Genomic DNA, 18,640 nt, shown 5'->3' on the forward strand with positions numbered 1-18,640 from the left:
ACCACCCACACGCCGCTCGCTCGCTACAGCGCTACTAACGGCGCGCTCGTGAGCGACTTCGCTACCGCCGAGCTACACCACCTGATGGGACACGACCCTTGTCGCTCTTGGCGCCTATGTTGCGGTGCCGGATGGCTGCTATCGACAGGCGGCTTCTTTTTGGCTGTTTGCCCGTATCGGTAAGCGTAGACATATACATTTCGCGGTATACGGGGTCGCCTTACGAGAAATACTGCGCTCAGCAGGATCTGCTGCAGGCCAGGAGAGAAGCCGCTAATAATTAGGCCCACGCTCTCACGACGAGCCTCCAGCTACTGTTGGTAATTGTGGTGCCTGCGCCGGTGCCTTTGGCGGTGATATCAACAGCGGTGGACGAAAACCGCACATTGATGTTGGTGGCGTCCGGGACCAGCGATAGACCTTTGTTGCCTGTACCGCCGCCCGGATTAGCCAGTACTTCGTCTCCAATGGAATACCCGGCATCTGCCGTAGTGCATTGCAGCACGGCAAAGTAGTTTTTTGGCTTGACGCCGAGTCCATGCGCTAGCGTCAGTGATCCGGCATTCGTGATGGTCTGTTGCGGGCTTTCATAACACTTCTGAAGCAACGCCGCGGACGACTGGACATAGCGTGCATCCTGTTCGGCCTGCGACCATTGCAGCTTGATCCATCCTCCCCAGGCACCGCCAGCCTGCCTGCGCCGCCATAGCTTTTGGTCTGCCGCCGTAGTGTCGTTGACGAAATCATGCACCGTCTGCGTCCGGTAGCCAGTGCTTCCGTGCGCTTCCACAAACCCCAGGAACCAGTTTACGCCGTCTGGCGCATTAGCCGCCGCCGAGGCCACATACCAGCCATTGTCCAGGGCGTTGTTCCAATCGGTGATCGTCTGCGCGACGACACCAAGGTTGGGTCGGCTATCAAGTTTCAGATCAAACCCAGCCTTGACGAACCCCGTTGTAGCCAATTGCGTGGTATTCGTTCCAGGCGCTGCGGTCGGCCCCGTTGGCGTTCCGGTAAATGTCGGGCTGGCCTTCGGCGCCAGGCTGGACACCGCGATCCCACTATCCTTCCCCACCTTGCCCGTCGTGCCCGCGAAAGTGACAATATTGTCGGTTGCCGAAGACGCAGGCCCCAAAAAATCTCCTACTCCCGTCCCGTCGGCGCCTCTGTCGCCGGCCCGGTCGAACATCAGCCAGATGCCGTTGGCCGTCGTCGGCAAAGTGCCGGCGCCACTGACATAGGCGAGCGTCAGCTTGCGGTAGCCGCCGCCGTCCACCACCGCGCCACTTACGTTGTAGACATAGGAGATAGCGGTGGAGGCTTTCGAGCGCAGGGTCAACTGGCCCTTGATGGGGTTCGTGCTGTCGTCAAAGCCATCGAGGATGCCACTCACCGTGGAGCCGCCGGCATCGAGATTGTCGATATAGGCCGCGGTCACCGAGGCGGCGCTCGCATTGTTCAGCCGCAAGGTGCCATTGCCCGGATCGGCGTCGGCTGTGGTCGTGGAAAAGGTGTAGCCGAGCGCCGCCACCGAGGTTGATGCCGCCGCAGCGCTGGCCGCCGCATTGGAAGCGGAAGTCGCGGCATTGGTGGCTGAGGTGGAAGCCGCGGTTGCGGAGCCCGAGGCAGCGCTCGCCGATCCGGCTGCAACTGTAGCCGAGTTGCCCGCGTTGGTGGCGCTGGTCGCCGCGCCCGATGCCGAGCCGGAAGCCGCCGTTGCCGAATTGCCTGCGTTGGTGGCGCTGGTCGCGGCTGTTGTGGCGGAACCGGCGGCGGCCGTGGCCGAACCTGCGGCGGCGCCGGCCGAGGTGCCGGCATTGGTGGCGCTGGTGGCGGCAGCGTTCTTCGAGGTGAGCGCCGCAGCGGCACTGGCGGCAGCAGCGCTGGCCGCGCCCACCGCATCGCCCAGCGTGTCCTCCGACAGGTAAAAGGCGATCGTGACCGCGTCGGTGCCGATCACCGGATCGAGCGTTTCGAAAACATAGACGAAGTCGGCCGAGACCGCGCCCTGCTGAACATGCACCGTCGTGCCCTTCTGCATGGTGCGGCTGGTGCGGGCATCGGCGGCACGGAACCATTGGCCTTCGCTGGCGGTATAAATGCCGTTGTCGCGGGCATCGGTCTGGTTCTTGACCAGCACGCGGTCGCCGACCTCGGCCGGCACGCCGTCGATGGTCTGCAGGCCGTAAAGGGTGATGTTGCCCGTCGTCGCCAGGCGCACGGGTTCGCGTTCGCCGGTCAACAGGCGAACGGCGGCAGTTGCAGGTCGGGCCATAAGGCTTGCTCCATGAAAAAAGCCCCGCGATAGCGAGGCTTGAAAGAAGTTCCAATTTGGTGCGCGACGATCAGCGCTGTGATGAAGGCCGAAGAGTTAGACGCGGCGCATCACCCCTCCTCAGGGTGCTTGCGCAGGTAGCGCAGCCGCTTGCGCTGCGCAGGCGTCACATAGCCATCCCCGGCCTCGGCCAGAATACGCTCTTCTTCGGTCGGCACTTTCTCCGGTTCAGCCGGCAGCCCAAGCTCGATCCTCAGCGCCATTGCCTCGGCGTCGCCCTCTGCATGACTGTGCGACCGATGTCATCAAAGTCCAGCAAGGGGTAAAAGCTGCGGTGTTCCCAACCCTTGGCATTCCGCTTTTTCTCTTCGTGGAGTTGATTCCATTCTTCGTATTTGGCCAGTAGCTCTGGCCTTTCCGAAGGATCACATGTCTCCAGCCGCCACAACCAGGCTATGGTCGGGTGTTGCCGCCGCTTGTTCAGTTCGATGTCGTCGTCATAGGAAACGTTCCACCGAGAAGTATCTTCCTGCCCATGTTCATTGCGGCGAGCCACGGCCGCCGTCCCATGCGATTTTCAAGGTGACCGCTGGCCAGCCCTTCAGATGTAAGTGGGCGCCAGCGCAGCGAATCTAATAGACATTGCTGTTCTTCTCAACGGGTCCGTCCATACTGGAGCCACTTTGTCCGCTGGACAAGTATAACCCGGCAGTTCCTCGAACGCCCACGATCAGGCTGTCCAGCTGAATTATGCGTCTCAATGCTTCGGAATTACGGTGACAGTGCACTCTTTTCAATTTGTCAGCTTTAGAGCTTTCGCTCTACCTCGCACTGGTGCGGACCTCTAGAAATACGCTGTCACCGTAATCCATCATTCTCGAAATTTTCATCTACGAACATCTCGGCAAATTTCTGAGGCGAAAGCGTTACGTCGTTGTCGCGAGCGATTTCGAGGTTCCTCGCCCATAGACCCCGGATTTCCGCGATATTCCTCGGAAAAATGAACAGATGCGGCAATTGCGCCCTGCCACTGTCCATCGCCGCCATAGAGAGTGTGCAGTTTGGGAGCTATCGCCTTCAAGGATTTATCCACCTCTTCGGGCAGCTCACCAATTACCCACAAAACATAAAATTCCAATAGTTTAAGCAGCGGCTTTCCGTCATAGCGCGGGTTATGTTCCACTCTATCTCTCCTATGCGTCATTGATGGCGTATTCGATAAGCCTTTGACAAACCCCCGCTAGGCTAGGTTTTTCTTTTATTGAGGCAAGCCAACCCTCGATGACTTCTCGACAGATATGTATCTCAAGAAAATATTCCAAACCGGCTTCGACGGCCTCCGGTGGCGATCTTCCGTGTCCAGCCCGGTAGCAACCATCGCATCGGAATCCTCGGTCCAAGGCTCCGACGCATAAATCGTGTCGTACTCGTCAAACTCCGACAGCCTTGCAACTATGTCTATCAGCCTGCCTACTTGCCCCAAAGAGAAACCCTCCGCCACGATTCGGATGCAAAACCTCCTGGAAGATGGTACCATTATTATGTTGGGATCTAGGGACGAGTTGCTTGCGCCGGCGGTTCGGTGGATTTGCAAATGATCGTCCGACGCTGGTCATGGCTCGTGCTCCTTGCACTCTATTCCCCGTTTCGTCCCGCCTTTTCCAGTGCCGCCTTACGCTGAACTTCGATAGTTCGATTCCAAAAGCGCACCACTTGAAAATGCTCTTGCCTGGTCAACCAGATCTTGTTCTCCATGCTAACTGGATCGCCGCCAACCGCTACCGGTTTGATCTCGAACAATTCCATGCCTTTGGAACGCGAATCTGTACCTTGGACGCTCATTTCAAGTCCTCCAACGCAGCAAATAGACCGGCGAGGTCACGCGCTATCGTCTCGGCGGATTGCCGTTCCATAAATATGAATGGGATGCGCACGATCGGCATTTCCACATCGTGGGTGTCGAAGCCATAGGCTTCCCCTCCTCCATTCGACGCAAACAAGAGGATGCCTGGTGCGTATTTCTCAACCTCATATTCTCGATTGAAGTCTACCAACTCTTCAGCCTTGAAAAAAATTATATAGCTGTCGCCGATGAAGCCTTCACCTCCATTATGCTCCCTAAGGAAATTGGCGTAATCCTTCGGCAACGTCACTCCCAGGCTTGCGGGCAGGCCATCGACAACTGCAGCTTGAGCCGGTGGGTCGAAACGTCCCTTAGTTAGTGCATATCCCACTGCTATTCTCCAATGTCTTTTAGTAATTTGTTCCACCAGGGCGTAACCTGCTGCTGATGAACTTCTCGGGGCAGAATGACCTTGTTGGACGGATCGGTCGGACTCCCGCCAAACTTCACTGGCTTAATTTCATGCACATCCACGGGCTGGCCGACAAGGCCTCGCTCTTGGCGGATAATGCGATTGGCCTGATCAGCCGCTTTTCTAGCAGCTTTTTGCTGTGTACCTTCTAGCCGTATGAATAATCCATCTGGCTTGGGCACAACCGCTATCGGATAATCTGCCCAATCTGACATTGAGAAACTGCCCGAGGGGAGATCGAGAGCGACGGCCGGGTGTCCGCTGCCACCTTCGACGAGTCCCGCGCCTTCCTTAGACAACTCACCGGGAAGCTCTTTGGCGATGAGACCTTCGGCGCGCCCCGACGCCATGGCACTCAACGGCTCAAGTGTGCGAGGTATCCCTTTCGCGGCAACAGCAGCTCGCCCAATGCCCGGCCCAGGTATCGCCCAGCTCAATGCGTCATTTCCCTGACGCATCATCACCTTCTCGGCATTGTTCGAAGGCTCGAAGTAGCCTTGGCTGAAATCGGGAGGATCGCTTGTTCCAAGGGAAGCCCCGTAGCCAATCCCCTTCATCAATTTGCCTGCGAATATCCCCGCATTCGCACCTGCCTTGCCAAGGCCTCTGGCCTCCGATCGAAATACCTCGATCGCCGAAAGGCCAGGCTTGCCGCCAGGAAGAATCCCGCCCAGGCCGGCCTCATCCAATTCCCGAACCAAAGCTGCTCGTGCGACAGGACCCTTCGTGCGCGCGAACAACTCGCTCGCCTTCGCGTAGTTGTCCATGAAGTACATGCTTCCGCTGTCGCGCTGCTCGGCAAGCTTGAGGAGAAAAGAGAACGGCACGGGTTGGAGATTTTCATCAGCGATGCCCAATGCATTTTGCTGGGCGACAGACAAGGCTAGTGTTTTGTCGTAAGTATCTTGGTCGAAAGCCTCTGAATCAGAGGGCCCAGTGCCAAATACGGCTTTCCAACCCTCCGAGATTTCTGAAGACAATCCATCGACATAGTCACCTGGATAGACTCGCCTCCTTTCCAGGACCAGATTTGCCGCGGCAGCGGTTGAATCGTGGCCCGCCTGATCCGCCGGTGAAGCGTTCGGCCCCGGCTCGGCACTGACAACGGCGGCATTGATCTCCTGGTTCGACATGGTCGCCATGTCGAAAATCTTCTTGCCGACATTGGTACGCCATTCGAGACCCTGCCGGCGCCTGTCGCCCTCATCGAGGCCATAGATGGTCCTGTAGGCGTCCTTGCCCGGCATTGGGCCGGAGTAGGCGCCCGTGCGTGCTATCTCGTCCGGCGCTTCCCTCTCGGCGCGACCGATCTCGACGCGCGTCTGGATGTCCTGACTGAATTTTGCGACCTTTGCCTTTAAGGCCAGCGCATCCTGTTCCTCCTGCGGAAGATCGTCCCTGAACGCCTGCGCGATGCGGTCATCCGGCGTCTGCGTGCCGACACGGTCTTCTTTCCCGGGCGCCATCCTTGGGCCGTCCACAAAGGAGTTGCCCGCAGCCTGCGCGCTATCGCCAGCGGTCTCGCCGCCGGCGGCCGCTGCGCCGCCCAACATTTCAGCAGCGCGCTTCGGGTCCGTGGCGATCATCGCCTGAACCAGCGCCTTGGCCGAGTTGGTGCGCCAGGCGGCTTCCGCCGCTTGCCTGGCAAGCGGGTTGCCGATCTTGGCGATCAGGTCGAGCCCGCTCTGCCGGATCGCCTCGAAGGTCGCGGTGTCGTTCGGGTCGCCTTTTGCGATGGCGATGGCATTGGTCGTCAGCGTCGTGTCGACGGTGGCCTTCTCGTAGTCGTCGCGTTTGGTCTTTTGCCGCAGCGCCATGCGGTATGCGCCAACGACGCGCTTGTTTTCCTTCTGGCCTGCGAAAGCGGCGCGCTGGCTTTCGGGCATCGTCCGTTTCGCATCGTCGAACAGCGTATCGTACAGGCCTGGTTTCACCACCCGGCCGGCGCGCAGGTCGACCTCGCCATACATGGCTTCATGCATGCCTGCGCCATCCGCCGGCGCGTTCGCCGCCACTTCATCTTCGGCCTGCGCGATCCGCGCGTCGAAGCCGCGACGCGCCAGCTCGGCGTCGAACGCGTCCTGCTGGTCCTTCATCTGCTGGTAGCGTTCGGCAAGAGCGGAAAGGTGGTCGCCGAAACCTTGCATGGCGCCGCCGATCGGCGACCCCTGGGGATATTGCACGGCGTTGCCGGTATCGAGCCGGCGCTGGCCGACGGAAAGGGGGATGATGTGTACCATCTACGTGTTCCCCGCCCACGGAGCCCTGAGGGCCGCACTGCCGAAGATCACGGAGCGGCCCGGCACAGCGGCGGCCGCAGCGCTTGACGCTGCCGCTTTCGTCGGGTCGTAGATTTTGGAGAGGCCGCCAACGAGCGCGCTGCCGGCGTTGAAGATTGACGCCGTCACCGCCTGCTTGCCCTGGAAGCGCGAGATGGCGGCTTGGCTGTTGAGATTGTTCTGGCGCAGCTTCGAGCCGTACAGCAGCGCGCCGAGATCCGCCTGGCCCTGCCTGGCATTCGCCGCCAGCACCTCGGTCGGCGAGCCGGCTATGCCGACGCCGGACGCGCCGGCCTGGGCGCGCGCCTGCGCCTGCAGCAGGTCCTGCTTGTGGCGCTCCTGGCCTTGCTCGAAGGCGGCGGCTTGAGCATCCGCCTGCGCCTGCTGCTCATAGGCCTTGGCCTGATAGTCGGCCATCTGCTTCGACTGCTGGCCCTCGGCCAGCGCGCCGCCGACTGAAAGAACGGTGCCGAGAAGGGCAAGTGTGCACATGGTCAGCCTCGTTCGCCCAGGGGTTTGATTGCAGGAATGGGTTTTCTCGCGGGAATGGGTTTGATTGCGGGAATGAACTTGCTTTTGACGCCGGCGACCGGCGCGCCAAGCTGCGGGCGCGGGTCGAGTGGACCGCCGGCAGCGAGCAGGGACAAAAGCAGCCGGTCGACCTGCAGCCCGGCGCGGCTGAGGCGAGCGGGTGCGGCTGCCCGTGCGCCGGCCATGGCGGCGCGGCGGGCAGCGGTGAGGTTTATCTTCAGCTCGGCGACGCTGGCGGCGTCGAACAGGCCATTGGCGGTGGCGATGGCACGGACGAGCGCATCGGCCTCGAACAGTTCCTGGCGCAGCAGCTCGACCAGCCGGGCAGCGTTGCGCCAGCGCTCGGTCAGGGTGGCGGCTTTGGCCGCAATCTCGTCGCCAAGAGCGGCAATGTCGGCGCGGGCTTCGCTCTCGGCGGCGTCGATGCGGCGCGTGTCGGCGACGCAGATGGTTTTTTCCAGCAAGGTGATGACGTCGTTGCAGGCATCGAGCGCGGCGCGCGCCGCGGCCAGGTCGCCGTCGCCAAAGACGGCCCGGTCCTCGGCCTGCTCCAGCGCGCGCCTGCGGACGACGGCGTCGTTAATGTCGGTGTCGAGCAAGGCGATGACGGCCGCGAAATCGGCAGCCGTCCGCGCCTTGCCGAGGGTCTCGGCATGGGGGGTCATTGGGGTGGGTTCCTTGGTGGGAATGGTGCGAGAATGGTGACGTCGGCGGGACAGCACCCCCCTCTGTCCTGCCGGACATCTCCCCCGCATGGGGGGAGATTGGCAGCTCGAGCAGGCTCGCCAGTCTTGCTACGTCAGCGATTAGCGAAGGCAAAGATGCCGTTGATCTCCCCCCTTGCGGGGGAGATGGCCGGCAGGCCAGAGGGGGGTGGGCGGGAACTCGGCGTTGACTATTGCCGCATCAAATTTTTCTACGGCTCGGCGTCGAATACCGGCGTAAACGCCCGGATCGTGCAGGGCGTCGGGTTGAGGTGGCGGATGCGGACCCTGCCCTGCCCTTCCCAGCTGTCGTCGACCGGTACATCGACATTGCCGGTGTAGAGTTTCGCATTGCCGTCGGGTGCGACGATGCTCGGCATGCGCACGCTCTCCCAGCGGCCGCGGAGGAAGGACTGCACCTGCAGCCCGGTGGTGTCGGTCTCGAGCAGCGACAGGATGACTTTCGCCACCTTCTTGCGGCGGCCGATGACGGAACCGTCCTGGCCGCCGACGTCGAGTTCCAGCGTGTTGGCCTCGGACTGGAAGGGCAGCCCGACCTGCCACTTCCCAGCTGTGGCGCCGGCGGGCAGCGTCACCTGGCCGGAGGCAACCGGCAGGCCGCGATAGACCTTGCCGCCGGCCAGCACGTCGACCAGTTGGCCGTTGAGATGGCCGAGCCCGGAGACGACGTTGACGGGTGCACCCGAATAGGTCAGTCCGCAATCGACCTGGAAGGCATCCTCCAGCATGCCGTATTCGAATGGCGTGGTCATGATTTCGATGTAGCGCCTGGTCACCCCGCCAATGGTGCGCTTGACGATCAGCCAGATGTCGTCGACGCCGTTCTGGCCAGGCGTCACCACGGCGCTTTCAACGACCGCCCAAGTGGGTTGACCGGGGGCGGATCCAGCGAAGCTGCCGCCGAAGCGATGGCGGTGCATGCCGCGCACCTCCTGGCTCGGCTGGTGGGTGTAGCCGCCAAGTTCGCCATTTTCGAGCGGAAACCACAGCATCGGGTCGGGGTCGGTCTGGAAGGCGAGTTCGACCACGCCTTGCTTGGGGATATGTTCCGAGATCTGGCCGATGTCATCGGAGGTGAATCTGGCTGTAGAACTCTGCGTCAGCTCGGCGATCGATTTGCGCGAGCGGGTGACATAGAGGAAGGACTGCCCGGCATCGACCGGGCGGATGCGGGCGCAGCCAAAGGTGCGCGAACGGCGGTTCTTGAACGAGGACGGGGTGAGTGCCTCGTCGATGCCGGAGCCGGACAGTGCCCTGATACCGCCCGACGTGCCGATCAGCAGCGCACCATCGGAATCGGCGATCCAGACGATGTCGTTGGCCTGGCCGCCGCCGGCCTGGACGAATTCCAGCGCGTCGTCATCTTCCTCGCCGAGCGCGAAATTGTCGAAGTCGCCGGTCGCCGATGCATAGACCGAGAATTTTCGACTGAAGGCCAACCGCTCCTCATAGAGCGAGCCCGCCTCGACATATTTTCCGGGCACGAAGGTACCAAGCCGCCAGCGACTGATCGGACTGAGATCCGGCAAGGCATGGCCATACAGACGAACGGTAACGACTGTCGCGCTCGTGCGCGCTGCAATCTTGGCCCAGCGCCACCGCCCATCCGAACCGAGCAGCCGGATGGCGCGGCCAATGTCCGATGTCTGGAACCCGGTATCATCGTTGATACCGGTGATCGATGACGCCGTCAGATTGAACGGCGTCATCAGGTCGCCGTCCTCGTTCGGCGCCCATTCGGCGAAGTCGGTTCTGGTACTGTCAGAGCCGCCGCCACCGTCCATGTCCATGCGCAGATATTCAAAGGCGGCCTTGTTGAAGAATTCGAAGAACCGACGCTCGGAGTTACCCCAGCCTATCTGGCCAATCCGCGAGTCGATGGTTGTCCATGTCGATCCGTCGTTCGAGCCCTGGATTTCCCATTGCGTCGGCATGTTTTCTGCTTCCGACGCGCTGTTCATGGCTTGCACCCAGTAGGCGTTGCAAACCTTCTGCGCTCCGCTCGCCTGCCGATATTGGACCCAGCCATTGGTGCCGGCACCGATCTCCGCACCTGTTCTGCTGTCCTTGTCGAAAATCGCCCACGCTGACGCGGAACCGTTGCTGGCCAAAGCCGTTCCGGCCGGAGCCGTCAAGCCTGTCATCTTCGGCACGTACGAGCCGTAACTGGCCGGCGTCATCGTGGTGCCGGTCGTGTTGATTGGGTCGTAAGGGCCGTCGAGGAACTCGTAACCTGCCAGCGTCCATGTCGTGTGGGCGGTGCGGGTCAGCACTTTGGGCGCATAGTTCTTGTGGGTGATCCACATCTGGTCGGCTGACTGGACATAGGCGAGGTCGAACAAATCGGCCTCCAGATAGGGCGAGGCCACCTCGACCGTGCCGACGCGGGCGCCATAGGCATAGACGCGGATATAGAGGTCGCCGAACTCCAGGCAGTAGGCCTGCTCGGAGGAGAAGATGAAGGGGATGGCGCGCGTCTTCCTGGCCGAATTCTTCACCTCGTTGACGAAATAGCTGCCGCCGCGGGCGCGGATACCGCCATGCGGCAACGTGACGAAGTTCTCACATTTGGACAGCGCCGCATGATAGAGATCGAGTGAGGCGCGCGCGTGCAGGCGCGGGCTGATTTCGCCACGGGTGAAAACGTCCTGGATAGGGTAGAGCGCGGTCATCGGGCAGACACCCTGAAGTCGCCGCGCTGCTGCGCCCAGGATGAGGTGTAGAGCCGGCCGCCGCGCTGGATGGCGTTGGCGGCAATGGCCGCGTCCAGCGCCCGGTCATAGGCGGAGCGGGCGATGTCGATCATGCCCGCCTTGTGCGTCAAGGGATGCGCGATCTTGATGGCAAGGGCGGAGACCAGCACTTCGGTGAACAGCGCGTCCCAGTCGTTCGGGTCGGTAAGGTTGGCGATGTAACGGATGATCAATGGACCGGACCGGCCGCAATAGATCAGCCCGGCTTCCTGGCGCCACGAGATCGGCACGCCGTTGGGCTCGCCATTTGCCGTCAGCGGCAGCGGCCGCAGGCAATCGGCGGGCAGTTCATAGGCGAAGTTCAAGGTGCAATTGCCGCTGCCGGCGTCGGCGCCGGCGACGCTGGCGGCAAGGATGGCGAACACCCAGGCGTGCCTGGCGAGTTCGGCTTCCCGCGTCAGGTCGAAATGCAGGTTGAGCAGGCGCGCCGCCTTGACGTCCTGGTCGAGACTGTCGATCGGCGCCTCGTCGAGGACGGCGAGCGCCATATTGGCGATGTCGAGCGGGGTGATGGCCATGGATCAGCGCCTCGTGGATGGTGGTTGATTGGGCAAGGGCATATGGCGGAGCGCCAATCTCCCCCGCAAGGGGGGAGATCAGCAGTTTCGGCGACCCGCTGGCCGGACGAAAGGTACTACGCCTCGGTCGTCTTCAGCGCGATGAACGTCATGCTCTTGACGCTGGAGGCCGTACGGTCCCAGTTTGCCGCCAGCGCGAGTTCGGCGTCGGTGGCGAACTCGCCGGCCGAAGACGCGTCGAGGAAACGGGTGCCGGGCACGTGCGGGACGAAGTGCCTGCGGCCGACCATCTCGGTGACGCCGCCGCCATGGCCCTGGCGCGGCTTGCGATCGAACTCGAGCGGCCCGCCCTCCGTGTTGACCGGCAACTCGTTCCACAGGATCGCCTTGTCCTTGAACATGAAGGCGGTGTAGACGCCGGCCGCGACCGGAATGTCGTCATCGACCACGCAGCGCAGCCCCATGTAGTAGGGGATGAGCGGCCCGCCCTGCTCTGACGACGGAACATAGTCGATGAGATCGGCGAGCTTCAGTGCCTTCATCTGCTTGGAGTGCATCCAGATCGTCTTGAACTTGTCCGCGCGGTCGCCCATCAGATAGGCGGCCTCGATGATGTCGGTATCGACGATGGAGGCGCCGGTGACGCGCACCAGGTCGCCGCCGTCATTGGCGATGTTGTCGGCGACGACACCCTTCAGAATGCCGAGCAGGGTCAGCTTGTTGGCGCGCTGCCAGTACTCGGTCTGGCGCTTGACGATCAGCTTCTGCGGGTCGTCGCCGGCCAGGATCGAGGTCAGGTCCGGAACGCCCCAGGCCTGGGCGCGAACATTGCGGGCGGCGACCTCGCGGCGGGCGCCGATCTTCTTCATCTCGATGGAATCGGCCGGATCGTCATTGACGGGTTCCGACGGATCGTTGCCGAGATCCTTCCAGCCGGGCATGTCGACGGAACGGCCGCCCATCGACAGCTTGGCGGTGGTGGCCGGGTCGTTGAACAGGATGCCAGCCTGGAAGATTTCCAGCGACTGGACATGCTCCTCGAACGAGTACTGGGCATAAACGGACGGAACGATCGCGTCCGCGATACGGGTATAGGCGTCTGCCATTTTTCACTTCCTTTGAGGTTGATGTGGCGGCGAGCTTTGGAGGACTAGAGCGGGTTGTTGGGCATCCAGAGGTTGGGGTTTTCACCGGCCTCGCGTGCCAGCCGCCGGGCGCGGGCGGGGTCGGTTTTGACAAGGGCTGAAATGGCCGAAATGTTGCGGTCGCCAGCGGCGTTGCGCTTGAACGGATTGCCGCCGCTCAGGGCCGCGCCGCCGTCGATCGTGTCTTCCCTGAACATCGCCTCGCCGACGGCGTGGAACGCCTTGGCAATCTGCGGATCGGTCAATGCGCCGTCAGGGAGAAGGATGCCCTTGGCCTTATAGGCGTCGACCAGTCCGAGCTTCTTCATCGCCCGGTTGGCGACCTCGAGCTTCTGGCGAAAGCCGTCGCTGTCGGTCGGTCCCCAGTCGCGCACGAGATCGTCATGCGTGGCTTCGACCGAGCGGGCGAGCGCGACGTCCTGGCGCGCGGCCTGCTCGGCCATGTAGCCGACGAAGCGGTCGTGATAGGCCTGCGCCACCTTCGGCGTGGCGCCGGCCTCGACCGCCCAGGCCTTGGATGCCTGGGCAAGCTCGTCCGAATAGGCGAAGTTTTCCGGCAGGCCGTCGGGCCGCCTGTACTCGACCTTGTCGGGCGATGTCAGCGGGCGCATGGTCTCGGGCAGCCGGGCATGAAATTTCTGCCAGTCTTCCGGGGATGCGTCCGGTGCGGGAACGCGCAGGCTCTCACCCTGCTGCCGCTCCAGCTCCGCATAGGAGTTGAAAACCCGATCCAGGTTTTCAGCTTTGGTCCAGCCCTTGGCTTCAGCGAGCTTGCGGTTGCCTTCGGAAAGACCGTCAAACCAACTTTTGGCGACAGGCGGGGCGGACCCGTTGTCCCCGCCAGCCGGTGGCCGTACTGGGTTGCCCGCCGGCTGCGCCCGCGCCGCCACGGACCCGGAATCTGCCAGATCTGTCATGAGTGGATTCCTTTGATTGTTGTTAGAAGGAGCCGGCGGCGAAGCTTGGTATCTCCCCCCTCGAGGGGGAGATGGCCGGCAGGCCAGAGGGGNCGACCCCCTCTGTCGCCTTCGGCGACATCTCCCCCTCAAGGGCGGAGATTAGCGCCTACGCGTTATCGCCCCAGTTCTCCCACAGCAGCGTGATCGTGCCCGTCACCGCCAGCGTGCCATCGGCATCGATATCGGTGCCGGTCGCAAACGCCAGGTTGAGATAGAGGTCGGCTGGCGTCACCGTGCCGTCCAGAGTCACTGCAGCAGCGACATCCGCGATCGAGGCAGTCGACAGCACGGCGCCCGCGCCGTCGAGCGTGCGCGCCGTCGAAGCCAGCACATTGACCATGGCGCCTGCCAGCGTCGCACTCGATGCCGCCGCCGAGCCCAGCGACCAGGTCAGCGCCGCATTGTCGTTGATGGTCGACGCGCGTGGCGTCGGCACCGCAAACTGCAGCCGGGCCGTGCCGCCCTTGATGCGCACCTTGCCGTCGGCGAAGTCGAAGAGTTTTTGGCTGGCATAGGCCAGCGCGTCGGCGACCGGCACCTGCATGCCGGCAAGCGTGAAGACGGTGCGGTACGAGCCGCCCTGCCCCGTGGTGACGGCCTTGAGGCCGAATTTGGGCGGGGCAGATCCGGCCTCGCGGGCGGCGGCGCGCGACAGCGTCAGGGGAAGACCTCGGGTCATTGGTATCTCCATTTCTATTCGGGAAATTGCTGGAAGGACGTTATTCAAAAAGCGCCGGATCAGCGCTGGCGTATCGATTCAAACCGGGGCGCTATCGCCCTGTTCGCGCAAGGCGTTTCCGCTTTGGCAACCATTGTCTTCAAGGCCCGAGAAACCACGTCTCATTTCGTGAGCGGGCGTGCCGCCGTTTGGCCGCAATGCGCCAGCAACTGGCAACCATTCGCTCCAATCCGCGTTTGGGGCTTCAAAGGAGTTCCAAGATGATCATCAGACAAGCCATTGCCGCCGTGCTCATGACTGCCGCTCTGGCAGGCTGCGCGACCCAGACCGAACAGCAGCAGAGGGCGACCAACGGCGCGCTCATCGGCGGCGGCGTCGGCGCGCTCGCCGGCCAGGCGCTGGGCGGCAACACCAAGAGCACGGTGATCGGCGCCGCCGGCGGCGCCCTGCTCGGCGCCGTCATCGGCCAGGCCACCACGCCGCAGCGCCGCGGCGAACAGCTCTGCCGCTACCAGGACCGCTATGGCCGCATCTACACCGCGCCGTGCGACGACCGGTATTACAACGGCGATTATTGAGGACGGGCTTCCCCTTCTCCTCGTTCAACGGGGAGAAGGTGCCCGAAGGGCGGTTGAGGGCAGCGCGATCCTCTGAGAGGCTGGCCCCTCACCTGCTACCGGCATCCTCAATCGTCAGAATTACCTTTTAAGCTCCGGCAAGATTTTCTCGTCGAGAAATTTGAGGCGGCCAGCCAGCATTTCGGCGTTGGCGGGATTTGCGTCTACATTGACTGGTATCAATTTCGCCACCGACTTTCCTTGTCGCGCTGCCTCGACCCAGTCCTCAAGGGCACCGATATAGCCATCAAGAGCCTCGAAAGGCGTCCTCGCGTCGTCGGCAGGGATATATGTCGGCGGCACATCGCCAACGATCACCCAGATCCATTGGTTCACATCCGGTCGCGGCTCTATCTCGAACAGGAAAATGTAGATTATTCCTTCCGCGCCATATCCGAAATATTCGCCTTTGATGGATAAGACCCAGGTGTAAAATTCGAGATACTGCCGTGCCTCGATTCGGGCGGCATCAAGATCGTCATCGGCGGTGCTGATGTCGGCCGGAGGCAGACGCATAACGCTGCTTAAGTCTGGTTTGGCGGTCTCTATGGCTAACTCCCTTGCCACCTTCGTCTAGCCCAGCGCACCGAGGCGGTCACCTCAACATCTGCAAAAGCCACGCCCGAAACACCTATCTCCAAAGGTTCCCGCTTGGCTTCCTCGGTGACAAGATAGCAGGGGAAGCTTGTTATGAGGACGTCACCTATCCAAACGTCAATCTCGTAGTGGAATTTGTGGACAATGGCGGGTGAACGCGATTGTCGAGGAGAGTATTTTTGCCAAAATCACCAGCGGCAAAAGGCTCTACATAATAGTAATCCATTTCTCACCTATATATTCCGAGAAGTGGAATGAGTGACCCAGAATTGGCAACTCTGGTGGATTAGGGTGACTTATTCATTGCATCGGCCCTCGTCATGAGTCTCTTTCGCCAAAAGGCTCAATCACCGCAGAGGGAATTCCTAGTCTTTCAAACAAATCAAGGACTCGCTCTGATATGACGAGATCGTAATTCGAAGCGATGCCAAAATCGTCGCGACCTGCTTGCCCGTCCACTTTTAACCAGACGAAATGTGGCAGTTCCTGCCCAGGCTGCAACTCATGAAATTCCTCCGACTCTGTCACCTCAGCATCGGAAAAATCAGCACCAGATATCCCCATCTTCAGCAACGCCTCCTTTGCTTCATCCGTTACAAGAAAGCATGGAAAGGTTGTGACAAGCGCGTCGCCGAACCATCCTTCTACCTCATAGTGCAGCTTGTGGACGACTGGTGGGTGAACGTCGGTGTCTAAAACCGTATGGTTACCCAGCCCACCAGCCACATCCGGCCTGATATCAAAATATCGCATTATTCACCTATCGGCGGGTCGAACAAATGGCCATATTTCTTGTCGATTTCTGTAATTTTATCAAGCCATTGCTCGCGCGTGAAATTGGGGTTGCGTTTATAGAATTCATCCCATTCAAACCTGATTACCTTTTTGTGTAGGTTTCTATCTCTTTTTTTTGGGATTCCTCGAAGATTTTCGTATGAATTTATTTCTTCTATATTTGTAATTCTTGGATCTCTCTCGACAACCTGCCTCTCGCCAGCATGATGAACAACGTTATCACTGCTCTTTAATTTCGGATTTCTGGCGTAAAAAATCTTGCGGTAATCCTCTGACTCGGCAACGCCTAGTTTTGCGCCGGAGTATCTGACCTTGTCTGGATCCCGGGCGAGCATTGCGCCTAGCATTGCATTGTCAAATGCGCGGTCGGATTTGGGGACGGATTGGAAAGCGAAGCTGGCCAGCCCCTGCTGGTATCGGAGCGTTTCGGCGTCCACGCCACCAACAAGCGCCTCGCCTTCGTCAGCTAACTCGCCCGGCCGCTTGGCGACGAGGCCTTCGGCTCGCTCGGCCGCGATAGCGCTCATAGACTCAACTGCTCGCGGTATGCCTTTCTCGGCGGCTCGGCCAAATCCGGGCACCGGTATCGCCCAGCCGAATGCGTCACCTCCCTGACGCATCATCACTTTCTCGGTGGGATTTGCAGGCTCGTAGTAGCCTTGGCTGAAATCGGGAGGGTCGATTGATCCGAAGGAAAGCCCGTAGCCAACTCCCTTCGTCAATTTGCCCGCGAATATCCCGGCATTTGCACCCGCCTTGCCAAGCGCCTTGGCGTCAGCTCGAAACACCTCGCCCGCTGAAAGGCCAGGCTTGCCGCCGGGGAGTATGCCGCCCAGGCCGGCTTCATCCAATTCCCGGACCAAAGCTGCCCGCGCGACAGGATCTTTGGTGCGCGCAAACAACTCGCTCGCCTTGGCGTAGCGGTCCATCAAGTACGCGCTTCCGCTGTCGCGCTGTTCGGCAAGCTCAAGCAGGTAGAAAAACGTTATTGGCTGAAGATTTTCATCTTCGATGCCCAATACTTTTTGCAGAGCGACAGACAAGGCTATCGTCTGATCGTAAAGGTTCGGATCATAGTTCCCCGGATTCGAAGCCCCGCTGCCAAACACGGCTTCCCAGCCCTCGAAGGTCTTTTGAGACAATCCGCTGACGTAGCCACCGGCACCGACCCGCCGCCTCTCCCGCACCAGCTTTGCCGCGGCGTCGGTGATCTCATAGCGCTCCTGGTCCTCAGGTGAAGCGTTCGGCCCCGGCTCAGCGCTGACAACAGCGGCATCGATCGCCTGGTTCGACATGGTACCCATGTCAAAGATTTTCTTTCCGACCCCGGCTCGCCATTCGAGAACCCGCCGGCGCCTGTCGCCCTCATCGAGGCCATAGATGATCCGGTAGGCATCCTTGCCCGGTATTCCGCCGGAGTAGGCGCCCGTGCGTGCGAACTGGTCCGGCGCTTCCGCCTCGGCGCGACCGATGGCAATGCGCGTCTGGATGTCCTGCGAGAACTTGGCGACCTTTGCCTTTAAGGCCAGGACATCCTGTTCCTCCTGGGGAAGATCGTCCCTGAATGCCTGCGCTATGCGTTCGTCCGGAGTCTGCGTGCCGACGCGGCCTTCTTTCCCGGGCGCCATCCTTGGGCCTTCCACAAAGGAGTTGCCCGCAGCCTGCGCGCTGTCGCCCATAGCCCCACTGCCGGCGGCCGGCGTGCCAACGCCAAATATCGCCAGCGCGCGCTTCGGGTCCCTGGAAATCAGCGCCTCGAACCGCGCCTTGGCGGCGGTGCTGTGCCAGTCCTTGGCCAGTTGCTGCCTGATACCAGGATCGACCCCCATCTTGTCGATGAGATCGAGCCCGTCCTGCCTGGCCGCCTCGAAGGTCACGTGGTCGTCGGGGTGCGCCTTGCCGATGGCGATGGCGTTGGTTCGCAGCGCCGTGTCGACTTGGGCCCGCTCATAGTCTTTGCGGCGTTGCAGTTGCTGCGCCGCCATCCGCCAAGCACCCTCGGTGCGCAGCGTCTCCTTGCGAGCGCTGAGGCCGGGGTGCAGCTCGGGCGGCATCTGGCTCAGGAAGCCCTTGAACAGGGTGTCGAACCGACCCGTTTGCAAGACGCGCCCCGTGTGCGGGTCGACCTCGCCATACATGCCTTGGTGCAGGCCGGCTCCATCTGCCGGCGCATTGGCAACTGCGTCGGCCTCGGCCTTTGCGATCTCGCCATCCAGCTTGCGCGCGGCGATCTCGGTGTCGAAGGCCTGCTGCTGCGCCATGAGCCGCTCGTAGTGCTCGGCAACCTCCTGCCAGTAGCTGTCGAGCGGCTGCGCCGCTGCGCTCACCGGCGAGGCATCGGCATCGCGCCGCCGTTTAGCCACGGAGAGAGGGATGATGTGTACCATTGGCTGTTCCCTGGCTTTGAACAAAGGCGCGCTGCGCTGGCGATCACGGCAGGGCCATGGCGCAC

General features: G+C 61.5%; 18 protein-coding genes. 1 reads left to right on the top strand and 17 read right to left on the bottom strand.

Annotated elements, in window-relative coordinates:
• Positions 1 to 280: 280 nt before the first annotated feature.
• The 14 genes from X750_RS1000000163740 to X750_RS148120 all read right to left on the bottom strand — a co-directional run bounded on the left by X750_RS1000000163740 (position 281) and on the right by X750_RS148120 (position 14,179).
• Positions 281 to 2,242: a pyocin knob domain-containing protein gene (locus tag X750_RS1000000163740; protein WP_156932409.1), complete on the bottom strand. Its 1,962-nt coding sequence runs from the start codon at positions 2,240 to 2,242 to the stop codon at positions 281 to 283.
• A gap of 143 nt (positions 2,243 to 2,385) precedes the next feature.
• Positions 2,386 to 2,538 (bottom strand): hypothetical protein, encoded by a 153-nt coding sequence (locus X750_RS1000000165840; RefSeq protein ID WP_023734801.1) that lies wholly within the window; start codon positions 2,536 to 2,538, stop codon positions 2,386 to 2,388.
• A complete protein-coding gene (locus tag X750_RS0132990) occupies positions 2,529 to 2,831 on the bottom strand; it encodes a hypothetical protein (protein WP_023751136.1) in 303 nt (100 codons plus the stop codon). The genes X750_RS1000000165840 and X750_RS0132990 overlap by 10 nt, the downstream gene beginning before the upstream one ends.
• Before the next feature lie 330 nt (positions 2,832 to 3,161).
• Positions 3,162 to 3,458: a hypothetical protein gene (locus tag X750_RS1000000165845; RefSeq protein ID WP_156932410.1), complete on the bottom strand. Its 297-nt coding sequence runs from the start codon at positions 3,456 to 3,458 to the stop codon at positions 3,162 to 3,164.
• 452 nt (positions 3,459 to 3,910) lie between these two features.
• Positions 3,911 to 4,117, bottom strand: a complete 207-nt coding sequence (locus X750_RS148160) for a hypothetical protein (protein WP_023734799.1) — start codon at positions 4,115 to 4,117, stop codon at positions 3,911 to 3,913.
• Positions 4,114 to 4,509 (bottom strand): SMI1/KNR4 family protein, encoded by a 396-nt coding sequence (locus tag X750_RS148155; RefSeq protein WP_023735867.1) that lies wholly within the window; start codon positions 4,507 to 4,509, stop codon positions 4,114 to 4,116. Before X750_RS148155 ends, X750_RS148160 begins: the two co-directional genes overlap by 4 nt.
• A gap of 2 nt (positions 4,510 to 4,511) precedes the next feature.
• Complete coding sequence (locus X750_RS1000000166445; protein ID WP_023747772.1) at positions 4,512 to 6,830, bottom strand: hypothetical protein; 2,319 nt, start codon at positions 6,828 to 6,830, stop codon at positions 4,512 to 4,514.
• Complete coding sequence (locus X750_RS148150) at positions 6,831 to 7,361, bottom strand: hypothetical protein (protein WP_023747773.1); 531 nt, start codon at positions 7,359 to 7,361, stop codon at positions 6,831 to 6,833.
• A 2-nt stretch (positions 7,362 to 7,363) separates the two neighbouring features.
• The gene (locus X750_RS148145; RefSeq protein ID WP_023739173.1) at positions 7,364 to 8,065 is read right to left on the bottom strand and encodes a hypothetical protein; all 702 of its coding nucleotides are present in this window, start codon (positions 8,063 to 8,065) and stop codon (positions 7,364 to 7,366) included.
• A 251-nt stretch (positions 8,066 to 8,316) separates the two neighbouring features.
• A complete protein-coding gene (locus X750_RS148140; protein WP_023747774.1) occupies positions 8,317 to 10,797 on the bottom strand; it encodes a hypothetical protein in 2,481 nt (826 codons plus the stop codon).
• A complete protein-coding gene (locus X750_RS148135; protein WP_023747775.1) occupies positions 10,794 to 11,396 on the bottom strand; it encodes a hypothetical protein in 603 nt (200 codons plus the stop codon). Before X750_RS148135 ends, X750_RS148140 begins: the two co-directional genes overlap by 4 nt.
• A 116-nt stretch (positions 11,397 to 11,512) precedes the next feature.
• Positions 11,513 to 12,502 (bottom strand): hypothetical protein, encoded by a 990-nt coding sequence (locus X750_RS148130; protein ID WP_023747776.1) that lies wholly within the window; start codon positions 12,500 to 12,502, stop codon positions 11,513 to 11,515.
• A gap of 44 nt (positions 12,503 to 12,546) precedes the next feature.
• On the bottom strand, positions 12,547 to 13,458 hold the full coding sequence (locus X750_RS148125; protein ID WP_023747777.1) for a hypothetical protein: 912 nt from the start codon (positions 13,456 to 13,458) through the stop codon (positions 12,547 to 12,549).
• A gap of 148 nt (positions 13,459 to 13,606) precedes the next feature.
• The gene (locus X750_RS148120; protein WP_023747778.1) at positions 13,607 to 14,179 is read right to left on the bottom strand and encodes a hypothetical protein; all 573 of its coding nucleotides are present in this window, start codon (positions 14,177 to 14,179) and stop codon (positions 13,607 to 13,609) included.
• Positions 14,180 to 14,439: 260 nt separating this feature from the next.
• Between X750_RS148120 and X750_RS148115 the strand changes: the two genes are divergently transcribed.
• Entirely contained in the window at positions 14,440 to 14,757 is a 318-nt protein-coding gene (locus tag X750_RS148115; RefSeq protein WP_023695029.1) for a YMGG-like glycine zipper-containing protein, read from the top strand.
• 120 nt (positions 14,758 to 14,877) lie between these two features.
• On the opposite strand, the gene X750_RS13960 is transcribed toward X750_RS148115, so the two are convergent.
• The 3 genes from X750_RS13960 to X750_RS1000000165850 all read right to left on the bottom strand — a co-directional run bounded on the left by X750_RS13960 (position 14,878) and on the right by X750_RS1000000165850 (position 18,575).
• Entirely contained in the window at positions 14,878 to 15,363 is a 486-nt protein-coding gene (locus tag X750_RS13960) for a DUF4826 family protein (protein ID WP_245271860.1), read from the bottom strand.
• A gap of 348 nt (positions 15,364 to 15,711) precedes the next feature.
• Positions 15,712 to 16,146, bottom strand: a complete 435-nt coding sequence (locus X750_RS148110) for a hypothetical protein (RefSeq protein WP_023695031.1) — start codon at positions 16,144 to 16,146, stop codon at positions 15,712 to 15,714.
• Positions 16,146 to 18,575: a hypothetical protein gene (locus tag X750_RS1000000165850; RefSeq protein WP_023747779.1), complete on the bottom strand. Its 2,430-nt coding sequence runs from the start codon at positions 18,573 to 18,575 to the stop codon at positions 16,146 to 16,148. Before X750_RS1000000165850 ends, X750_RS148110 begins: the two co-directional genes overlap by 1 nt.
• Between the last annotated feature and the right edge of the window lie 65 nt (positions 18,576 to 18,640).

The sequence above is a fragment of the Mesorhizobium sp. LNJC391B00 genome (assembly GCF_000502535.1).
In the GTDB taxonomy this organism is placed as follows: domain Bacteria; phylum Pseudomonadota; class Alphaproteobacteria; order Rhizobiales; family Rhizobiaceae; genus Mesorhizobium.